Source organism: Peribacillus sp. TH16 (assembly GCF_016651095.1).
Taxonomy (GTDB): Bacteria; Bacillota; Bacilli; order Bacillales; family DSM-1321; genus Peribacillus; species Peribacillus butanolivorans.
This window is the reverse complement of the sequence record NZ_JAEKEM010000009.1, coordinates 23,138-38,930: the sequence shown is the minus strand read 5'-3', so window position 1 is coordinate 38,930 and position 15,793 is coordinate 23,138. Positions and strand designations below refer to the sequence as shown.

The 15,793-nt window shown below is 37.2% G+C and carries 16 protein-coding genes and 1 pseudogene; 15 read left to right on the top strand and 2 right to left on the bottom strand.

Annotated elements, in window-relative coordinates:
* Positions 1 to 54: 54 nt before the first annotated feature.
* From JFV29_RS31120 to JFV29_RS14315, 12 genes and pseudogenes are all read left to right on the top strand, one after another.
* A complete protein-coding gene (locus JFV29_RS31120; RefSeq protein ID WP_274606965.1) occupies positions 55 to 180 on the top strand; it encodes a hypothetical protein in 126 nt (41 codons plus the stop codon).
* Positions 181 to 313: 133 nt separating this feature from the next.
* A complete protein-coding gene (locus JFV29_RS14365) occupies positions 314 to 1,039 on the top strand; it encodes a YjjG family noncanonical pyrimidine nucleotidase (RefSeq protein WP_201184716.1) in 726 nt (241 codons plus the stop codon).
* A 372-nt stretch (positions 1,040 to 1,411) separates the two neighbouring features.
* Positions 1,412 to 2,164: pseudogene (locus JFV29_RS14360) on the top strand (amidohydrolase family protein).
* 237 nt (positions 2,165 to 2,401) lie between these two features.
* Positions 2,402 to 2,788, top strand: coding sequence for an iron chaperone (locus tag JFV29_RS14355; RefSeq protein ID WP_201184714.1), 387 nt, complete (start codon positions 2,402 to 2,404; stop codon positions 2,786 to 2,788).
* Between the two features lie 425 nt (positions 2,789 to 3,213).
* Positions 3,214 to 3,591: a VOC family protein gene (locus JFV29_RS14350; RefSeq protein ID WP_057214524.1), complete on the top strand. Its 378-nt coding sequence runs from the start codon at positions 3,214 to 3,216 to the stop codon at positions 3,589 to 3,591.
* Between the two features lie 204 nt (positions 3,592 to 3,795).
* Positions 3,796 to 4,590, top strand: coding sequence for a class I fructose-bisphosphate aldolase (locus JFV29_RS14345; RefSeq protein ID WP_201184712.1), 795 nt, complete (start codon positions 3,796 to 3,798; stop codon positions 4,588 to 4,590).
* A gap of 101 nt (positions 4,591 to 4,691) precedes the next feature.
* A complete protein-coding gene (locus JFV29_RS14340) occupies positions 4,692 to 5,237 on the top strand; it encodes a glycerol-3-phosphate responsive antiterminator (RefSeq protein ID WP_201184710.1) in 546 nt (181 codons plus the stop codon).
* Between the two features lie 126 nt (positions 5,238 to 5,363).
* Entirely contained in the window at positions 5,364 to 6,626 is a 1,263-nt protein-coding gene (locus JFV29_RS14335; protein ID WP_201184709.1) for a PTS galactitol transporter subunit IIC, read from the top strand.
* 12 nt (positions 6,627 to 6,638) lie between these two features.
* Positions 6,639 to 8,156: an FGGY-family carbohydrate kinase gene (locus JFV29_RS14330; RefSeq protein ID WP_201184707.1), complete on the top strand. Its 1,518-nt coding sequence runs from the start codon at positions 6,639 to 6,641 to the stop codon at positions 8,154 to 8,156.
* 4 nt (positions 8,157 to 8,160) lie between these two features.
* A complete protein-coding gene (locus JFV29_RS14325; RefSeq protein WP_201184705.1) occupies positions 8,161 to 8,919 on the top strand; it encodes an SDR family NAD(P)-dependent oxidoreductase in 759 nt (252 codons plus the stop codon).
* Positions 8,920 to 8,954: 35 nt separating this feature from the next.
* Entirely contained in the window at positions 8,955 to 9,956 is a 1,002-nt protein-coding gene (locus tag JFV29_RS14320; protein WP_201184703.1) for an NAD(P)-dependent oxidoreductase, read from the top strand.
* A gap of 736 nt (positions 9,957 to 10,692) precedes the next feature.
* Complete coding sequence (locus JFV29_RS14315) at positions 10,693 to 11,190, top strand: CcdC protein domain-containing protein (RefSeq protein ID WP_201184700.1); 498 nt, start codon at positions 10,693 to 10,695, stop codon at positions 11,188 to 11,190.
* A gap of 158 nt (positions 11,191 to 11,348) precedes the next feature.
* On the opposite strand, the gene JFV29_RS14310 is transcribed toward JFV29_RS14315, so the two are convergent.
* The gene (locus tag JFV29_RS14310; protein WP_201184699.1) at positions 11,349 to 12,254 is read right to left on the bottom strand and encodes a DMT family transporter; all 906 of its coding nucleotides are present in this window, start codon (positions 12,252 to 12,254) and stop codon (positions 11,349 to 11,351) included.
* Positions 12,255 to 12,355: 101 nt separating this feature from the next.
* Between JFV29_RS14310 and JFV29_RS31395 the strand changes: the two genes are divergently transcribed.
* Together JFV29_RS31395 and JFV29_RS14300 are read left to right on the top strand one after the other, a co-directional pair.
* On the top strand, positions 12,356 to 13,234 hold the full coding sequence (locus tag JFV29_RS31395; RefSeq protein WP_201184697.1) for a helix-turn-helix domain-containing protein: 879 nt from the start codon (positions 12,356 to 12,358) through the stop codon (positions 13,232 to 13,234).
* A gap of 289 nt (positions 13,235 to 13,523) precedes the next feature.
* A complete protein-coding gene (locus tag JFV29_RS14300; protein WP_201184695.1) occupies positions 13,524 to 14,087 on the top strand; it encodes an MOSC domain-containing protein in 564 nt (187 codons plus the stop codon).
* Positions 14,088 to 14,338: 251 nt separating this feature from the next.
* Here the strand turns inward: JFV29_RS14300 and JFV29_RS14295 are convergent, their stop codons facing one another.
* Positions 14,339 to 14,659, bottom strand: coding sequence for a 2Fe-2S iron-sulfur cluster-binding protein (locus JFV29_RS14295; RefSeq protein ID WP_201184694.1), 321 nt, complete (start codon positions 14,657 to 14,659; stop codon positions 14,339 to 14,341).
* A 317-nt stretch (positions 14,660 to 14,976) separates the two neighbouring features.
* Here JFV29_RS14295 and cdaS point away from each other — a divergent pair, with 317 nt between their 5' ends.
* Complete coding sequence (gene cdaS, locus JFV29_RS14290; protein WP_082527466.1) at positions 14,977 to 15,597, top strand: sporulation-specific diadenylate cyclase CdaS; 621 nt, start codon at positions 14,977 to 14,979, stop codon at positions 15,595 to 15,597.
* The last annotated feature ends 196 nt before the right edge of the window (positions 15,598 to 15,793 follow it).

The following is a 15,793-nucleotide window of genomic DNA, read 5'->3' as shown; positions in this document are numbered from 1 at the left end:
GTAGGACTAACATTTGCACTGATCGTAGGTTTGTTAGTCAGTTCGCAAAATATAATGAATAGTAAAGCGAATGAAAATATAGGCTCTTGGGCTGCAACGACACTTGTATTAGGAATGGAATCTTTCCCTTTGCTGATGATTGGTCTCATCGTTGAAGGATATTTGCTTTGCAAAATATGAAGCCCTGGTACTGGCTCAGTGTCTTAACCGGAGTAGGTGTCTTCATCAGTATAATGAGGGCCATCAAGTTGCTTGGTCCCAGATATGCTAGCTCAATTTTGTAAATTACATACGTAGGAATGGAGAAGGAATTGTGAAAAAATATCAGACATTATTATTTGATGTAGATGATACACTATTGGATTTTGGCGCAGCAGAAAAATTAGCTTTGCGCTTGCTTTTCGAGGATCAAAATATCCACTTAACTCCTGAAATCGAAGCACAATATAAAAAAATAAACCAAGATCTCTGGAAGTCCTTTGAAAAAGGAATAATAGATCGTGATACGGTAGTGAATACTCGCCATTCACGTTTATTTAAGGAATACGGTCGAGAAGTTGATGGAGTATTAATGGAAAAGAACTATCGTAGCTATTTAGAAGAGGGGCATCAGCTTGTTAATGGGGCCTTTGAATTGATAGCCGATCTGCAAAATAAATATGACTTATATATTGTTACTAATGGTGTTTCCAAGACCCAGTATAAACGCTTACGTGATTCAGGATTATTTCCGCTATTTAAGGATATTTTCGTTTCAGAGGATACTGGTTTTCAAAAGCCCATGAAGGAATATTTCGATTATGTCTTTGCGCGAATTCCTAATTTCTCGATGGAAAAAGCATTAATCATCGGAGACTCCTTAAGTGCGGATATTAAAGGCGGACAGCAAACTGCTATAGATACATGTTGGCTCAACCCTAAACTGGAACCTAATGAAACTAAAATTGTTCCAACATATCAAATACAAAAGCTTGAAGAGCTGTATTGCATTTTAAACGTAGAAAAAGAATCAACAGCTGTTAGTCAGTACTGTTCCTGACTATCGCATTATCTTTGTTAACAGCTTTAATAAAATGATCAATTTTTTTATGAAATCTATATTAATTAGCAAGAAAAGAACCATTTTGATCTAACTTTGATTAAAATGGTTTCTTTTTGTATCTTGAAAAACATGAGTGTTAGATGTTTTTAATCAAACTTTTTTAGAACAACAAGGGTTTAATAAAGGGCTGTTGATGCAGCTCTTTTCTATTGGAGACAAAGAGGCAGGTTTAATTGAACATCAAAATGCAAACTTAATTAATCAACTGATAAATTAAACCTATCGATATTTATAAATATTATTAAATTTCATTATGGAAATTCAGGATATAAAATTTAGTAGAAAGGTAATTAGACTGGAGGAAAAAATATGAAAGTTTTTGATTCGCATTTACATATTATCGATACGAAATTTCCATTGATTGAAAATCAGGGATTTATGCCTGATGCTTTTACCTGTGCCGATTACCTACATTCCGTAAGTAACATAAATTTATTGGGCGGTGCCGTTGTCTCAGGCTCTTTTCAAGGATATGACCAATCATATTTAATTGATGCGTTACAAACCCTTGGTGAAAACTTTGTTGGTGTAACTCAATTGCCATACAATACATCAGATGATGAAATCATTAAACTTAAGGAACTTGGTGTGAAAGCCATTTGATTCAATGTAAATCGTGGAGGTTCCGAGGATATATCACGTTTAGATTACTTAGCGAGAAGAGTTTATGAATTAGTAAATTGGCATACAGAGCTATACATTGATTCTAACTCTTTAACAGAGATAACAACGATAGTAGAAAAGCTTCCTTCGGTTTCGATAGATCATCTTGGTTTATCAAAAAGCGGTTTTACGAACCTTTTATCTTTAGTTGATAAAGGTGTAAGAGTAAAAGCAACTGGTTTCGGAAGAATTGATTTTGATGATGAAGAAGCAATTCGGACTATATACTCTACAAACCCAGATGCATTGATGTTCGGAACAGATTTACCCTCAACAAGGGCTAATAGGCCTTTTTGATATTCAGATATAGAGCTGATAAATAATATACTTGAGGAAGAAGAAGCTAAAAGAGTTCTTTATAAAAATGCACTTAATTGGTATTTAAAAATATCAGTATAGGAGTTGGTGAAATGACCTTAACGCTATTACAAATTGATTAATTACTGCACAGTCCGTCTATTATATGCATTTTAAGAGAAGTGACTTGTTCAACTAATGAGTGCTTGAGTTTAATAATGAGGTTGCTGCGGTAGCCTTTTATTTTGTTGAGCTAAATGGGAAGGAAATTTAAGTAAGAAAACGTTATAATATATGTAAATGAAATTCTAAGGGTTTGGTTTAATGAGAGGAGAAATCATGGAGGGATCCTATACGTTTAAATCAATTGATGAATACATTTTACAATTTCCTCATGAGGTTCAGGAAAAACTTAAAAGGTTAAGAAAAGTTATAAAAGAATCAGCACCAGATGCAGAAGAAAAGATAAGTTATCAAATGCCTACCTTTGTTTTACATGGGAATCTGGTACATTTCGCTGCCTATAAAAAACATATAGGATTTTATCCAACTTCTAGCGGAATCGCTGCTTTTGAACATGAATTTTCGGAATATAAAAGTTCAAAAGGGGCAGTTCAGTTTCCTCTAGAAAAGCCGATGCCGTATGAATTAATAAGCGAGATAGTTAAATTTAGAGTTGCTGAGAATATAAAGAAAGCTGAAGGCAGATTGAAAAAGAAAAAATAATTTCATTCAAATTCTGTTGATTATAAATTCTTATTCAAGTAACGGGACAGTTTAGTCACATAACAAAATTTAATAAGAATACTTCTTTTTGTTCTGTTATTCATACTTTTTCATAAATTGTTCAAGCAGAAGAAAATCATAATCTAGAAGTGAAAGTAAATTATCAAATACTTCTATATGGGGCAGGCTAGAAACAGGTGCATTTCTTATGCTACTAATTGGGCAGATTTATATAACAAAAAATGTAGGTACTTAACTTTATTTGTTCATCAAATACGGAATTAAAAGTGAAGCATAGCAAAACTTGGCTTAAATCTTACATTTGGTATAATCATTAAGTAGTTATATGCATAAAAACAAAAGTATAATGCTCAAACGAAAAAAATATCAATATTAACCTAACTAGTAGAAATGGAGATAAGCAAATGATTAATAAAGTCGGTCAAATTATGTTATATGTAAATAACCAAGATGAGACATTGAAATTTTGGACAGAAAAAGTAGGGTTTACCGTAGTTTCTGAAGAAGATAACGGCCAAATGAGATGGATTGAAATTGCTCCAACAAAGGAAGCAGAAACGAGTATCATTCTCCACAATAAAGAATTAATTGCAAAAATGCAGCCTGAATTAAATCTTAATACACCGTCGTTAATGTTTTACTCGGAAAATCTCGATAAATTATATAAAGACTTTTCGGATAAAAATATCACAGTCGGAGAACTTGTAAGTATGCCATTTGGTAGAGTATTTAACTTTGCTGATAATGAAGAAAATTACTTTGCGGTTATGGAAAAAAAGTAAATTATATACAAATGAAAACGGATTCAGAAATATCCTTGACAGAAGACTTAAGTTCCCATATGATTAAGGTAACATAAAACGGACAACAAAATAGCAATACTAATTGGGTATGTGACTAAGTGAATCCCCACAAAAGTTGACAGATAGCTGTCGATTCTTTGTGGGGATTTTTGTTCGTTTACTTTATAGAAATGGGGAGATTACATGCCAAAAACAAGGAGAATGGCAAACATATTTGCAGAAGATGGGAAGTCAATCACATTGGCTCTTGATGGTTATTATTTCTCGACGAATACCAGGGGAATTGATGACACAATTGCCGAATTGCCAAAGATGATTGAAAATGGCCTTGATGCAGTACTTGTCACGTATGGTATGGCAAAGACTTACGCCAATTCATTTGCAGATGTGGGCATGCTCGTTCGTGCTGATTTATCGACGGGAGTGTTCGATTCAAGTGTACCAAATACAACTGGTTTGATAGTCGTTGAGGATGCACTGAAGCTTGGTGCAGACGGCATTATTTCAATGACGTTTCCTGGTGCAGCTAACGAAGCAGCCTCACATCAAATTGCCTGGAACCTAGCTCGTGATGCCGATAAATGGAACATGCCATTTATGTGTGAGACATTGCCTTACGGATACGCTGTTACGAATGAGGATTCCAATAATCCGGGAGTGATAGCCACTGGGGCACGTCTTGGTACAGAGCTTGGAGCTGATATTATCAAGACACGTTTTTCAGGGGAAGCAGGAGATTCAGAAATCGTAAAGATGGCTCAAAGGCCTGTTCTTGCCTTGGGAGGACCAAAAACCGAACATATACTAGATTATTTCAAATTCGTAAAACACTGCATGGATGTTGGTGCAAAAGGGGTAGCCGTTGGTCGCAATATTACGCAAAATGAAAAGCCAGCGGGTGTGGTAGCCGCGCTGAATGTAATCATTCACGGGAAAGGTACAGCAGAAGAGGCGTATGAAACATACAGAGCATACTGAAACCATGCAGCACATACAATGTGTAAGAACATGACTTGACACTTTTTTAGGAACATTTTACAATTGAAGGTTGTAAGCGCTATATTAAAAGGGTGGTCGAGATGTTTTCAGATAAGACAGTTATTCCATCAACAAGACAATTAAAAGATTTGGACAGTGCGCTCTCAAGTAAGTCGGAGTACGTATTGTTATCAGAAGCACATATCGGCAATTTAAAGGAATTGACGAAACGGTGTCATCAAGCAGGTAAGAAAGTGTTAGTACACTTAGATTTGATTGAAGGATTAACGAAGGATGCAAAGGGTGTTAAGTGGTTAAAGGAAATGTTCAAGGTTGATGGGGTCATTTCACCGAACCAACGTGTATTAAACACAGCTATGAAGCTTGATTTACTGGCAATTTACCGCGTGTTCCTACTTGATTCTCGTTCTCTTGAACAAGCTTTGAAATCTTTGGAGAATATTAACTTTGATGGAGTTGAGGTTTTACCGGGTCCTTTCGCGATTCATTACGTTAACCAAATTCAGTCAATAATACCAAACACTCATTTACTTGCGGGTGGTTTCCTTGATTCAAAAGTAAAGATTGAAACCGTCTTTCGCGCTGGATTTTCAGCTGTGACGACGAGTCAAAAAGAACTTTGGTAAACAAATACAACAAAATAGCAAGAATGGGTATGAGACCATGGAGAGTCCCCACAAAGTTGACAGAGTTTAAGCTGTCGTTCTTTGTGGTTTTTTTGTTTTAAAAAGAAGGAAAAAGGGGGAGTTTGCATGGAAATGATTAATTGGGTGATCAATTTAGGTCCGTCGGTGATGATGCCGATAATTTTTTTTATCATGGCGCTCTGTTTTCGAGTGACAATTGGCCGTGCCTTTAAAGCAGCCATGCTTGTAGGTATTGGATTTGTCGGTATTAGCTTAATTATCACACTTCTTCTTGAAAGCATGGGACCAGCTGCTGAAGCAATGGTTTCCCGATTTGATTTGCAATTGACAGTCATCGACCCTGGGTGGCCTGTAGCAGCGGCGATAGGCTGGGGGACGCCTATCGTTCCATTTGCCGTAGCGGGGATCATTCTTTTAAATATCATTCTACTATTCTTGAAAGTAACAAAAACTGTTAATATTGATATATTTAACTTCTGGGTCTTCATGGTTACAGGTGCACTTATTTATAGTATGACAGATAGTATATGGATTGCGACCTTGGCAGCACTGATTCACTTTGTCATTGTCTTGATTATTGGTGATTTGACTGCTCCACGTATTCAGTCTGACTTTAATTTAAAGGGTGTATCTTTTCCACATGGGACGACCGCCGTGTTTGTTCCGTTTGGGATAGCCATCAACTGGTTCATTGAACGCATACCCTGGTTGCGCGATGTGAAGGCGGACCCTGAATCAATTACAAAGAAATTCGGTGTGTTCGGCGAACCATTAACACTAGGAGCGATTATCGGCGTCTTGCTTGGGATTCTTGCTGGCTTTGACATTGGATCAGTTATGACGCTAGGGGTGACCGTTGGTGCGGTCATGGTACTTTTACCTAAAATGGTTGACGTCCTTGTAGAAGGTTTATCAATCATACGGGAAGCAGCGGAAGCTTTCTTGAAGAGAAGGTTTCCAAACCGTGAATTTTACATCGCTATGGATACAGCGCTACTCATTGCCCATCCGGCAGTTCTGGCAACTGGACTTTTAATGATACCAACTGCGCTTGTGCTCGCAGTAATCCTTCCAGGTAATCGTTTATTGCCATTCACGGATTTGGCATCGCTTTCATTTCTATTTGCGATGTGTTCACCATTCCTTAAACATAATATGGTCCGCCTTTATATTACTGGAATCGTCATCATGACTATGGTTCTCTACATTGGGACGGATATCTCGGGCGCATTTACAGAAGCTGCAAAATTGGCTAATGTCGCATTACCAGACAATATTAGCAACACTACTGAACTCGCTAACTTAGTCGGTGGAGCTTCGACTCCGCTTGGATGGTTACTGATTAAAATCGCGTCATTCTTTGCATAGGGAGGAACGATAATGGAGAATTATTTACTGGGAATTGATAATGGTGGCACAGTCACAAAAGCAGCCTTATACACACTGTCTGGAAAAGAAGTGGAGATTGCCTCGCAAAAGACAAAAATGATAATGCCAAAGCCATTTCATACGGAACGGGATATCGATGAGCTATGGGAAGCAAACGTCAAGGTAATTAAAGAAGTGTTGAGGAAATCGGCGATAGATGCAGGGCAAATTGTTGGTATATCCATTACCGGTCACGGTAACGGTCTTTATTTAGCGACAAAAGACGGAGGGTCTCCTTATAACGGAATCATCTCTACTGATAATCGGGCGAAGAAGTATATAGATGAATGGTATGCAGATCCTCGCTTCGAGACTGAAGTACTTCCTAAGACTATGCAATCTGTTTGGGCGGGTCAGCCAGTAGCATTGCTAGCTTGGTTGCAAGTCCATGAGCAAGAAGTAATTGATCAGTCTGATTATATATTCATGGTTAAGGATTTTCTGCGCTTTAAATTGACAGGAGAAGCATACTTGGAGTTGACCGATATTTCTGGCACGAGCTTATTGAATGTGAGAGATCAATGTTTTGATGAGGAATTACTTGACTTCTTCGGGTTACAAAAGATTTTGACTAAGCTTCCCCCACTTAAACAATCTACTGATGTGTGCGGATACATCACAAAAGAAGCTGCGGAAGCGACTGGGCTAAAAGAAGGAACTCCCCTTGCTGGAGGGCTTTTTGATATTGCCGCGTCAGCCATTGCATCCGGTCTTGTGGAAGAAAATAAGCTATGTATCGTCGCTGGAACATGGAGCATTAATGAGTACATCACAAAAAAGCCAGTCATTGATAAAGATTTGTTCATGACGTCAATTTACTGTTTGCCTGATTACTGGCTCACAACTGAAGCGAGTCCAACATCAGCGAGCAATCTTGAATGGTTTATTGATAAGTTCATGGTTGGAGAAAAGTTTGAGTATGAGAATCAAGGGAGGTCCGTGTACGATCTTTGCAATGAATTGGTGGCTTCAACAGGACCGGAGGACAGTAATTTGCTCTTTTTCCCTTTTTTATTCGGGTCGAACACGGTACCAAATGCCACTTCTTGTTTTATTGGCATGAATAGTTGGCATAAGCAGGAGCATTTCGTTCGTGCCGTATACGAAGGAATCGTGTTCGGCCATATGTATCATATTGAGCGATTGCTTAAATATGGTGATAAACCAGTCTCCTCTCGCATTGCCGGGGGAGTAACAAAATCAGATGTATGGCTTCAAATGTTCGCTGATTCCTTGCAGATCCCCCTTGAAATTGTTGAAGTAAAAGAACACGGTACGCTTGGAACCGTAATGTGTGCCGCTGTTATGAATGGACAATATGGTTCAATTAAAGAAGCGGCTATTAAAATGGTGAATGTCGACCGTATTATTAAACCGAATCTGGATAAAGCAAAAGTGTATGCTGAAAAGTACAATAGGTATAAAGAAACTCTGGAGCATATGGAAAAAATGTGGAAGGTAGGTATATAATGCTATGGACTTAGGTATTCAAGGAAAAACTGCAATCATCACGGGTGGCTCACGAGGGGTAGGTCGTGAAACCGCCCTCTCCTTAGCGCATGAAGGTGCTAACATCGTCTTAACGTACCAGGGCAATCAAAAAAAAGCACAAGAAGTGGTTGAGGAGATTAAGTCGCTTGGCTGCAAAGCAGTCTCCTTTCAAGTAAACTTAGCCAATGCTGATGCAGCTGTTGAGCTAATTCATAAGAGCATCGAGCATTTTGGTGAAGTGGATTTGCTCATCAATAATGCTGGGGTGTGGCCAACGAGCTATGTGAAGGATATGAGCTTAGCGGAATGGAATGAAACGATCGAAATCAATTTGACTAGCGTTTTTCTGACGTGTCAAACATTTGCCAATCATTGCCTTGAACGAAACAAACGTGGCAAAATCTTAAACATCACGTCGCAAGCTGCGTTTCATGGATCGACGACTGGACACGCTCATTACGCTGCAAGCAAGGCGGGGATGGTCGGGTTTACGATTTCGCTCGCTCGTGAAATAGCGAAGAATGGTATAAATGTCAATAACCTTGCATTAGGTATTGTTGAGACCGACATGATCAGAGAATCACTTGAGAAGAATGAAGACTATTACGTCAATCGTATTCCACTTGGGCGAGTTGCTACAGCGAAAGAAATCGCTGACATTGCTATCTTCCTAGTTTCCGAAAAAGCAAACTACATTACGGGAGCGACGCTAGACGCCACAGGCGGCATGTTAATGCGCTAAAAGTAAAGAAAAATGATGATAAGGAGTGTTCAACGGTGAGATGCTTAGCGATTGCTGATTTATTTATTACAAAAGATATGATGGTACAGGGCTTGAAAAAATTAGTTGAAGCTGGAATAGAAGTAACTGTCCGCGAGTGGATACATGAGAATTTAGAACAGCTGCAAAAAGACAATTTAACTATCGAAAATGGAGGGAGCGAAGTCGTGGAGTTACCCGACACTTTGTTTGAGGACATCGAGACATTTGATATCGTCATTACGCAATTTGCCCCTATAAATACTAAATTAATCCTTGCTGCTAGCAACTTGAAGTTGATAGGTGTCCTGCGTGGTGGTACGGAGAATGTCAATGAGGCTCTGGCGAAAGACAGAAACATTGAAGTCATCAATACTCCTGGGCGCAACGCCCGTAGTGTAGCTGAATTTACAGTCGGTTTAATTCTATCAGAAATTCGTAACATAGCTCGTTCTCACGCCTCTTTAAAACAAGGCAAATGGCGCAAGGACTTTCCTAACGGAGCGTTCGTGCCAGAACTCGAAGAAAGAACGATCGGTCTAATTGGATTTGGGAACATCGGTCAACTCGTTGGACGTTTCTTAAACGGATTCGATGCACGAATCATATACTATGACCCGTATTATAAAGGTCAAAACGACTTCGAACAAGTTGACCTTAACACATTACTTGCACAGTCCGACGTCGTTTCGATGCATGGACGATTAACAGAAGAGACAAAAGATATGATCCGTTACCAGCACTTCCAACAAATGAAGGACACGGCTATAATCGTTAATACAGCGAGGTCCGGCCTCATTAAGGAAGACGATCTCATTCAAGCGTTGCAAAATAATGAAATTGCAGGAGCAGCTATCGACACCTTTGACCATGAGCCATTGGGGAACAACAGTCCATTCCTGCAACTCGACAATGTGACAATCACATCTCATATGGCTGGAAGTACAAATGATGCCTTTCGAAACACCCCGAAGAAATTGGCGGAACGGCTGCTGGAGTGGGATAAGAAGAAATCATAAAGCTTTATTTATAAAAAAGAGCCCCGGTAATTTGACGGGGTTCTATGTCTGGAAAAAAATGAGTACCATCTTTTCACTGAAATCAATCGTTCGATATTTAACAAGGCTGCCATCCATTGTTTAACGTACTTTTTTTGGATCGAATGAATCGGTATGAAACCCAACTTCTAATAATACATCATCTAAACATTCTTCATAATCTTGATGATTACCATGTAAATATCTTTTAATAATATCGTTGAGTAAGCCGCCGTATGTTTGAATCAGAAACGTAATGCTTTTCTCATTACGTTCCTATTATTAGCTCATCACGAATATTAGGAAAATACACCCTATGCCTTTTTTGGTATTCCATTGCTTTTGTAGGTGAAGTGTATTCTAAACATTAATGGAATTTATTGATATTTAAGTACTAGATGTAGTTGATGCTGTATGGTTCGTTCCATAAGTTCCACTTGTTTCCTAAGAAAATAGCTGTTGATAGACTATTCATGGCTACCCTCTGAAAATTTCGTATATAAAATTACTTTTTCATCTGTGTTGATAGCCTATTTTTTTACCAGCTGTATGAAAAGAAAACGTAATATTTTAGTTAACGACGGACGATAAGAGGTATTCTTTTGTCTACAAACTGGGCAGCCGTCTTAAGTAACGGCTGCTTATTTCTACAAATACCACTACTAAACCATCTATATTTCCCATATAATTGAAATACACTATGTATAGAGGTGAATTTATGGACTCTTCCTCGTTTTATTCTATTGTGATCATAATTGCTGTATTGGTCTTATGGCGTAGAACCAGAGCAATGTATCGTCCTATTAAGGGAAACGGGACCCGCATTCTCTTACCCATACTATTTTTGTTATTACCCTTTATTCTCGTCATTTTAAATCCAACAGCACATGTCGCTGGTTGGGAATGGGTTTGTGCAGGTATCTTTGGGTTCCTTTTGTCAATTCCACTTATTTGGACCACTAACTATGAACTCCGATCTGATCAGCATATTTATGCTGTAAAAAGCAAAAGCTTTATCATTACCTTTCTCATCGTACTTATTTTCCGGTTTTTGCTTCGTGATTATTTAAAATGGCTAGGTCCAGAAACAGAAGCATCACTATTTATGACTGTAGCACTAGGATATATCTTACCTTGGAGAATTATCTCTTTCATCAAATTTCGCCAGCTATACAAAAGTCGAATCCAAACTAGCGACAACATTGACTTTCGATAATACTGATTATGTGAATGGAAAGTCTCTTCAGAACTTGAAATAGATTCTATAGAGTAGACATAAATAAGGGCTCCCTGTTGGTATTATCTTCTTTAAGTAGACAGTGTAACATCCATGTATATACATGGATATTACACTATTACTTGGAGGGGATTTTTCTATTTTTTCTTATTTTGTAGAGATAGATAAACAACTAATATTAAAATAAGGAGTCCACCAACAATCTGCAAAAATCCAAATGGTAACTGCAACCAAAGAATACTACTGACAACAGCTGTTAATGGCTCAACTGTGCCAAGTAAAGTCGTTTCCTTCGCCGTTAAGTATTCTAAGCTTTTGATAAACATCCAAAAAGCGAGTGCTGTGCCAAAGAGGATTGTAAACCCTAACGCGATATAAATGGAAGCGGACCAATTTGTAGCTTCGATTGCCCAAATAGGATGTACAAAATTCATAATAATTCCGGCAAGTAACATAGCCCAACCAACAACAATAACGGATGAAAAGGACTCCAATAACGAACGTGCATAGAGTGTGTAAAAAGCTAATGATAGTCCTGAAATTACGCCCCAAATAACAGCTGATAAGGGTACAGATAAATTATTAAATGATCCATTGGTTAATAATAAAAAAGTACCAAGGAGTGTCAAACTAATGGCCAAAAGATCGGAACCTGTTAATTTTTGAATCCCCTTTACAATGAAATAAAAAATAATAAAAATCGGTGCTAAGTATTGTAGTAATGTAGCTACTGCAGCATTGCCGAGAGCGATGGAAACCATGTAAGAATATTGAACAAGTAACATGCCGAACAGACTGAAGGTGATTAACCGATTCCGACTGGTCGGCTCCCTCCAAATTTGAAAAAGATGCTTACGATTACTGCTCACTAATTGGCTACTAAGTAAGAGAATCCCCCCAATTAAGAGTCGTGTTGTCACAAACCAATCCACATCGATATTACCAGATTGAAAAAGATGCTGCGCGACTGTCCCACCAACTCCCCAAAAACTAGCGCCAAAAATGACATAGAAAATTCCTATTAAACGATTTTGTTTATTCATATAATCACCTATCAATATTAAGATATAATCAATATATAGAATATTAAGATCTATAAATAGCGAATTAATCTCTAAAAATATAAGAATATTGAGGTGATTAAGTGCAAATCTACAACATTTCTATTAATTCACAGTACCAAGAACTTGTACGATACAAAGATCCACAATGGCCAGTCATTTTCTATCATACTAATATTCGGAAAAATATTGTTGGCTATATTCCACTTCATTGGCATGAGGAGCTACAGTTTGTCGTTGTAACAGGTGGTCATGTATGCTTTCAAATTCATGGTGAAGAAATTAATTTAAATGAAGGAGAAGGGATTTTTATTAATTCAGGAGTAATCCATGAAGCACATGCCGATTCATGTGAGGGACGTTATATTTGTTGGAATGTAGGTGTGCATATAGCCAGTTCGTATATTGAAAAGAAGTATATAGGGTTCCTTATTCAAAATGAAAAAGTTCCTTTTATCCCTTTTTCACCTAGTATCAATTGGCAAAATGACATTATGGAAACAATCAAAAAAGGATTTGTCGCGTATGAGAACAAATCATTTGGATGTGAATTAGTGATTACACAACAGTACCTTTTCTGTATTGAGCGTCTGGTCACGAACATCGTACCTAATCATGGGCAGAAAAAAGTAGTTTACGATCCAAGAGTAAAAGAAATATTACGATATATGCATCATCATTATGGAAGTAAAATCACACTAGATGATGTCGCAAATGTTGCTTATTTAAGTAGAGCTGAAACCAATCGTCTTTTTAAAAAGCATCTGGGCCGAACACCTTTTCAGTATTTATTGTCTTACCGCTTAGATAGAAGTAAAGAGCTTTTAGTTCGAACAACAAGTTCTATTACAGAAATCTCTTTAGAAGTAGGTTTTTCAAGTACTAGCTATTTTATCGAAAAGTTTAAAACTGCATTTGGCATGACTCCGAATAAATTTCGTCTAGTTGAAAAAAATTTTTAAAGCCTTTTGGCAAGTTGCTTCATCCAAAGAGATATTGTTTTTTTTATTAATGGATCAGAAAATGATGAAAGTGGTTTAGGGTACGGTCATACCAGTTAGTTTCAAGATTATTCAGATCAAACCTTGCTATTTTTGATTGTTAAAGGATCTTCCAACCGAAAATCCTTTTTTCATTGCGGATAAGTGCCATTATGTGATCTAGATACTATTTTCCCTTAATCTTCAAATAACAGGGAAGGATACTTTAATAAATATGTCAAATATAAGTATTATAAGGAGTTGAATTAAAATGAATTACGAAAAAATTGGCTCGGCTAGTGGAATAGTACTAGCTGTAAGTAAAAGTGATAAACACACATTTAGTAAGGATAATTGCAGTAGTATAAAACTTTTGAAAGGTTTGGGAGTCGAAGGAGATGCCCATTTAGGTAAAACAGTTAAGCATCGTTCACGTGTAGCAAGTAACCCAAATCAACCTAACCTGCGACAAGTTCATCTAATCCACTCAGAATTATTAGATGAGTTGAAAGATAGCTTTAATGTTACAGCTGGACAAATGGGTGAAAATATCACCACACAAGGTATCGATCTGCTTGGTTTACCGAGGGATACGATTCTATATATTGGGGAAACAGCAGTTATTAAAGTAACAGGCTTACGAAATCCATGTGTCCAAATAGATCAATTTAAATCAGGTCTTATGAAAGCAGTTTTAGAACGTGATAAGCAGGGGCACTTGATACGGAAAGCAGGAATAATGAGCATAGTTATGGAAAGTGGTGAGGTTCACCCCGGAGACCCGGTTAGAATACAATTACCTCCTTTACCTCATATACCTCTTGAAAGGGTGTAATGTTTTCATTTGAACCTCTTTTTTGTTTGAAAAGTATTTAAGAATATAAGATTATTATCCATTCTATCCCCGGAACGACAGCAGAACTTTCACCCCTTATTTAACTGCCGATAGTCCTGAGTATTGTTTAATTAATGGTGCTTCAGCCTCTATTTCATATCTTCCAGCTGCTACTGATCACGAATCGGCTGCAGCTTACATTTTGATGTTATGATGTTAGAATGGGTCACTGAATAAAATATTGTTCAAATTTAGTCAGCTGGCCTTGGTCCAGCGTCTATTCGAGAGTTTTCTGCAGTCATGATCGGTCGAATGGTTATGTCTCCATTGACGAAAATTTGACAGGATAAACGCAAATGATCTTCCATTCCTTTTTCCTCAAAAGCCTTTTTTTCTTTATGTGTTACCTCAAAAAAATCACCTGCCAATATTTCTACTCTGCAAGTCGTACATTTTGCTTTCCCTCCACATCGATGGAGAATATTAATGTCGTTATCTTCTAGAGCTAATACTAACTTTTTACCCATTTCAACTTCAAAAGTTCCTTGGTCAAATACAGTTACGTAAGGCATTTTATACCACCTCATATATATAATATCTTCCAATTGGTCTTTAACATATTTATTGTCTTACCTTGCCCTTATGACATAATAAAATGTAAAGTCATTCCTGATTGATGTAAAAAGATGAATGAAGAAATGGAAAACTCGTTTTGCTTTCATTAATGAATAATAACTCTCTTGAAGACAAACTTTAAGTACATTAATAAATCTAGATTGAACAAGATGTAAACCGATATAAATAAATAAAAATCTAGATTGAACTTTTTGCGTTCAATGATGATAATCGCAAAAAAGAAAGTGAAAAAATAGAAGGGAGGTGCGTGTCTGTGAATAATGGTAATTGCGATTTTTCACCAATGAAACAAATATTAAAAGAGGATATTCGCCAAGTAATAACTGAATTACAGAATAACTTAGAAGCAATGGATAATGAAAACTATTGTCTTCTTGGAAATTTTGAAAAAATCAAAGAAAATTTTGTCTACATTGACATGAAAGCTGCAACTTTTTATTTAAACTGTTATTTGTCTCCGTTTACGGACAAATATCCCGAATTATCAATTTGTGTACAAAATATGTCGAATCTGAGACATGGTGGCTTAATTGTGATTCAACGGGAAGATTCTCTTGAGTCTTTGATTCAACCAGGAATTTCAATTGGAGCAGAATTAACCCATTCTTTATTGGAATCAATTTTTTTCCCTGGAAATCCACTACATGATGGTGCTGTACTGGTTACTCTTAATCATATTGATTCCGCAGCAAATGTCCTTCCACTTTCAGACAGATCATCAGGGGGTAAAAAACTTGGAACACGCCATCGTGCTGCTTTAGGTTTAACTGAACGAAGTGATGCTCTTGTACTGGTAGTATCTGAGGAAACAGGTAGAGTTTCATTTGCCTTAAATGGGAACCTGTACCCAATTACTAATCATGGGTCTCTATAGATAAGAATTTCTAAAATCATATTTTTTATTAATTACAGTCGCACTATATATAAATACAGTAACCACCTTTGGTGTTATCCTAGCTTATATTGGATACACAATTGGTCTCGCATTTTATTGAAATTCTGAACGCTTACTCAATTAACGGGCGCTTTAACGGGGGAAGGATCACAGAAATCATCAAAATTTTTAATAA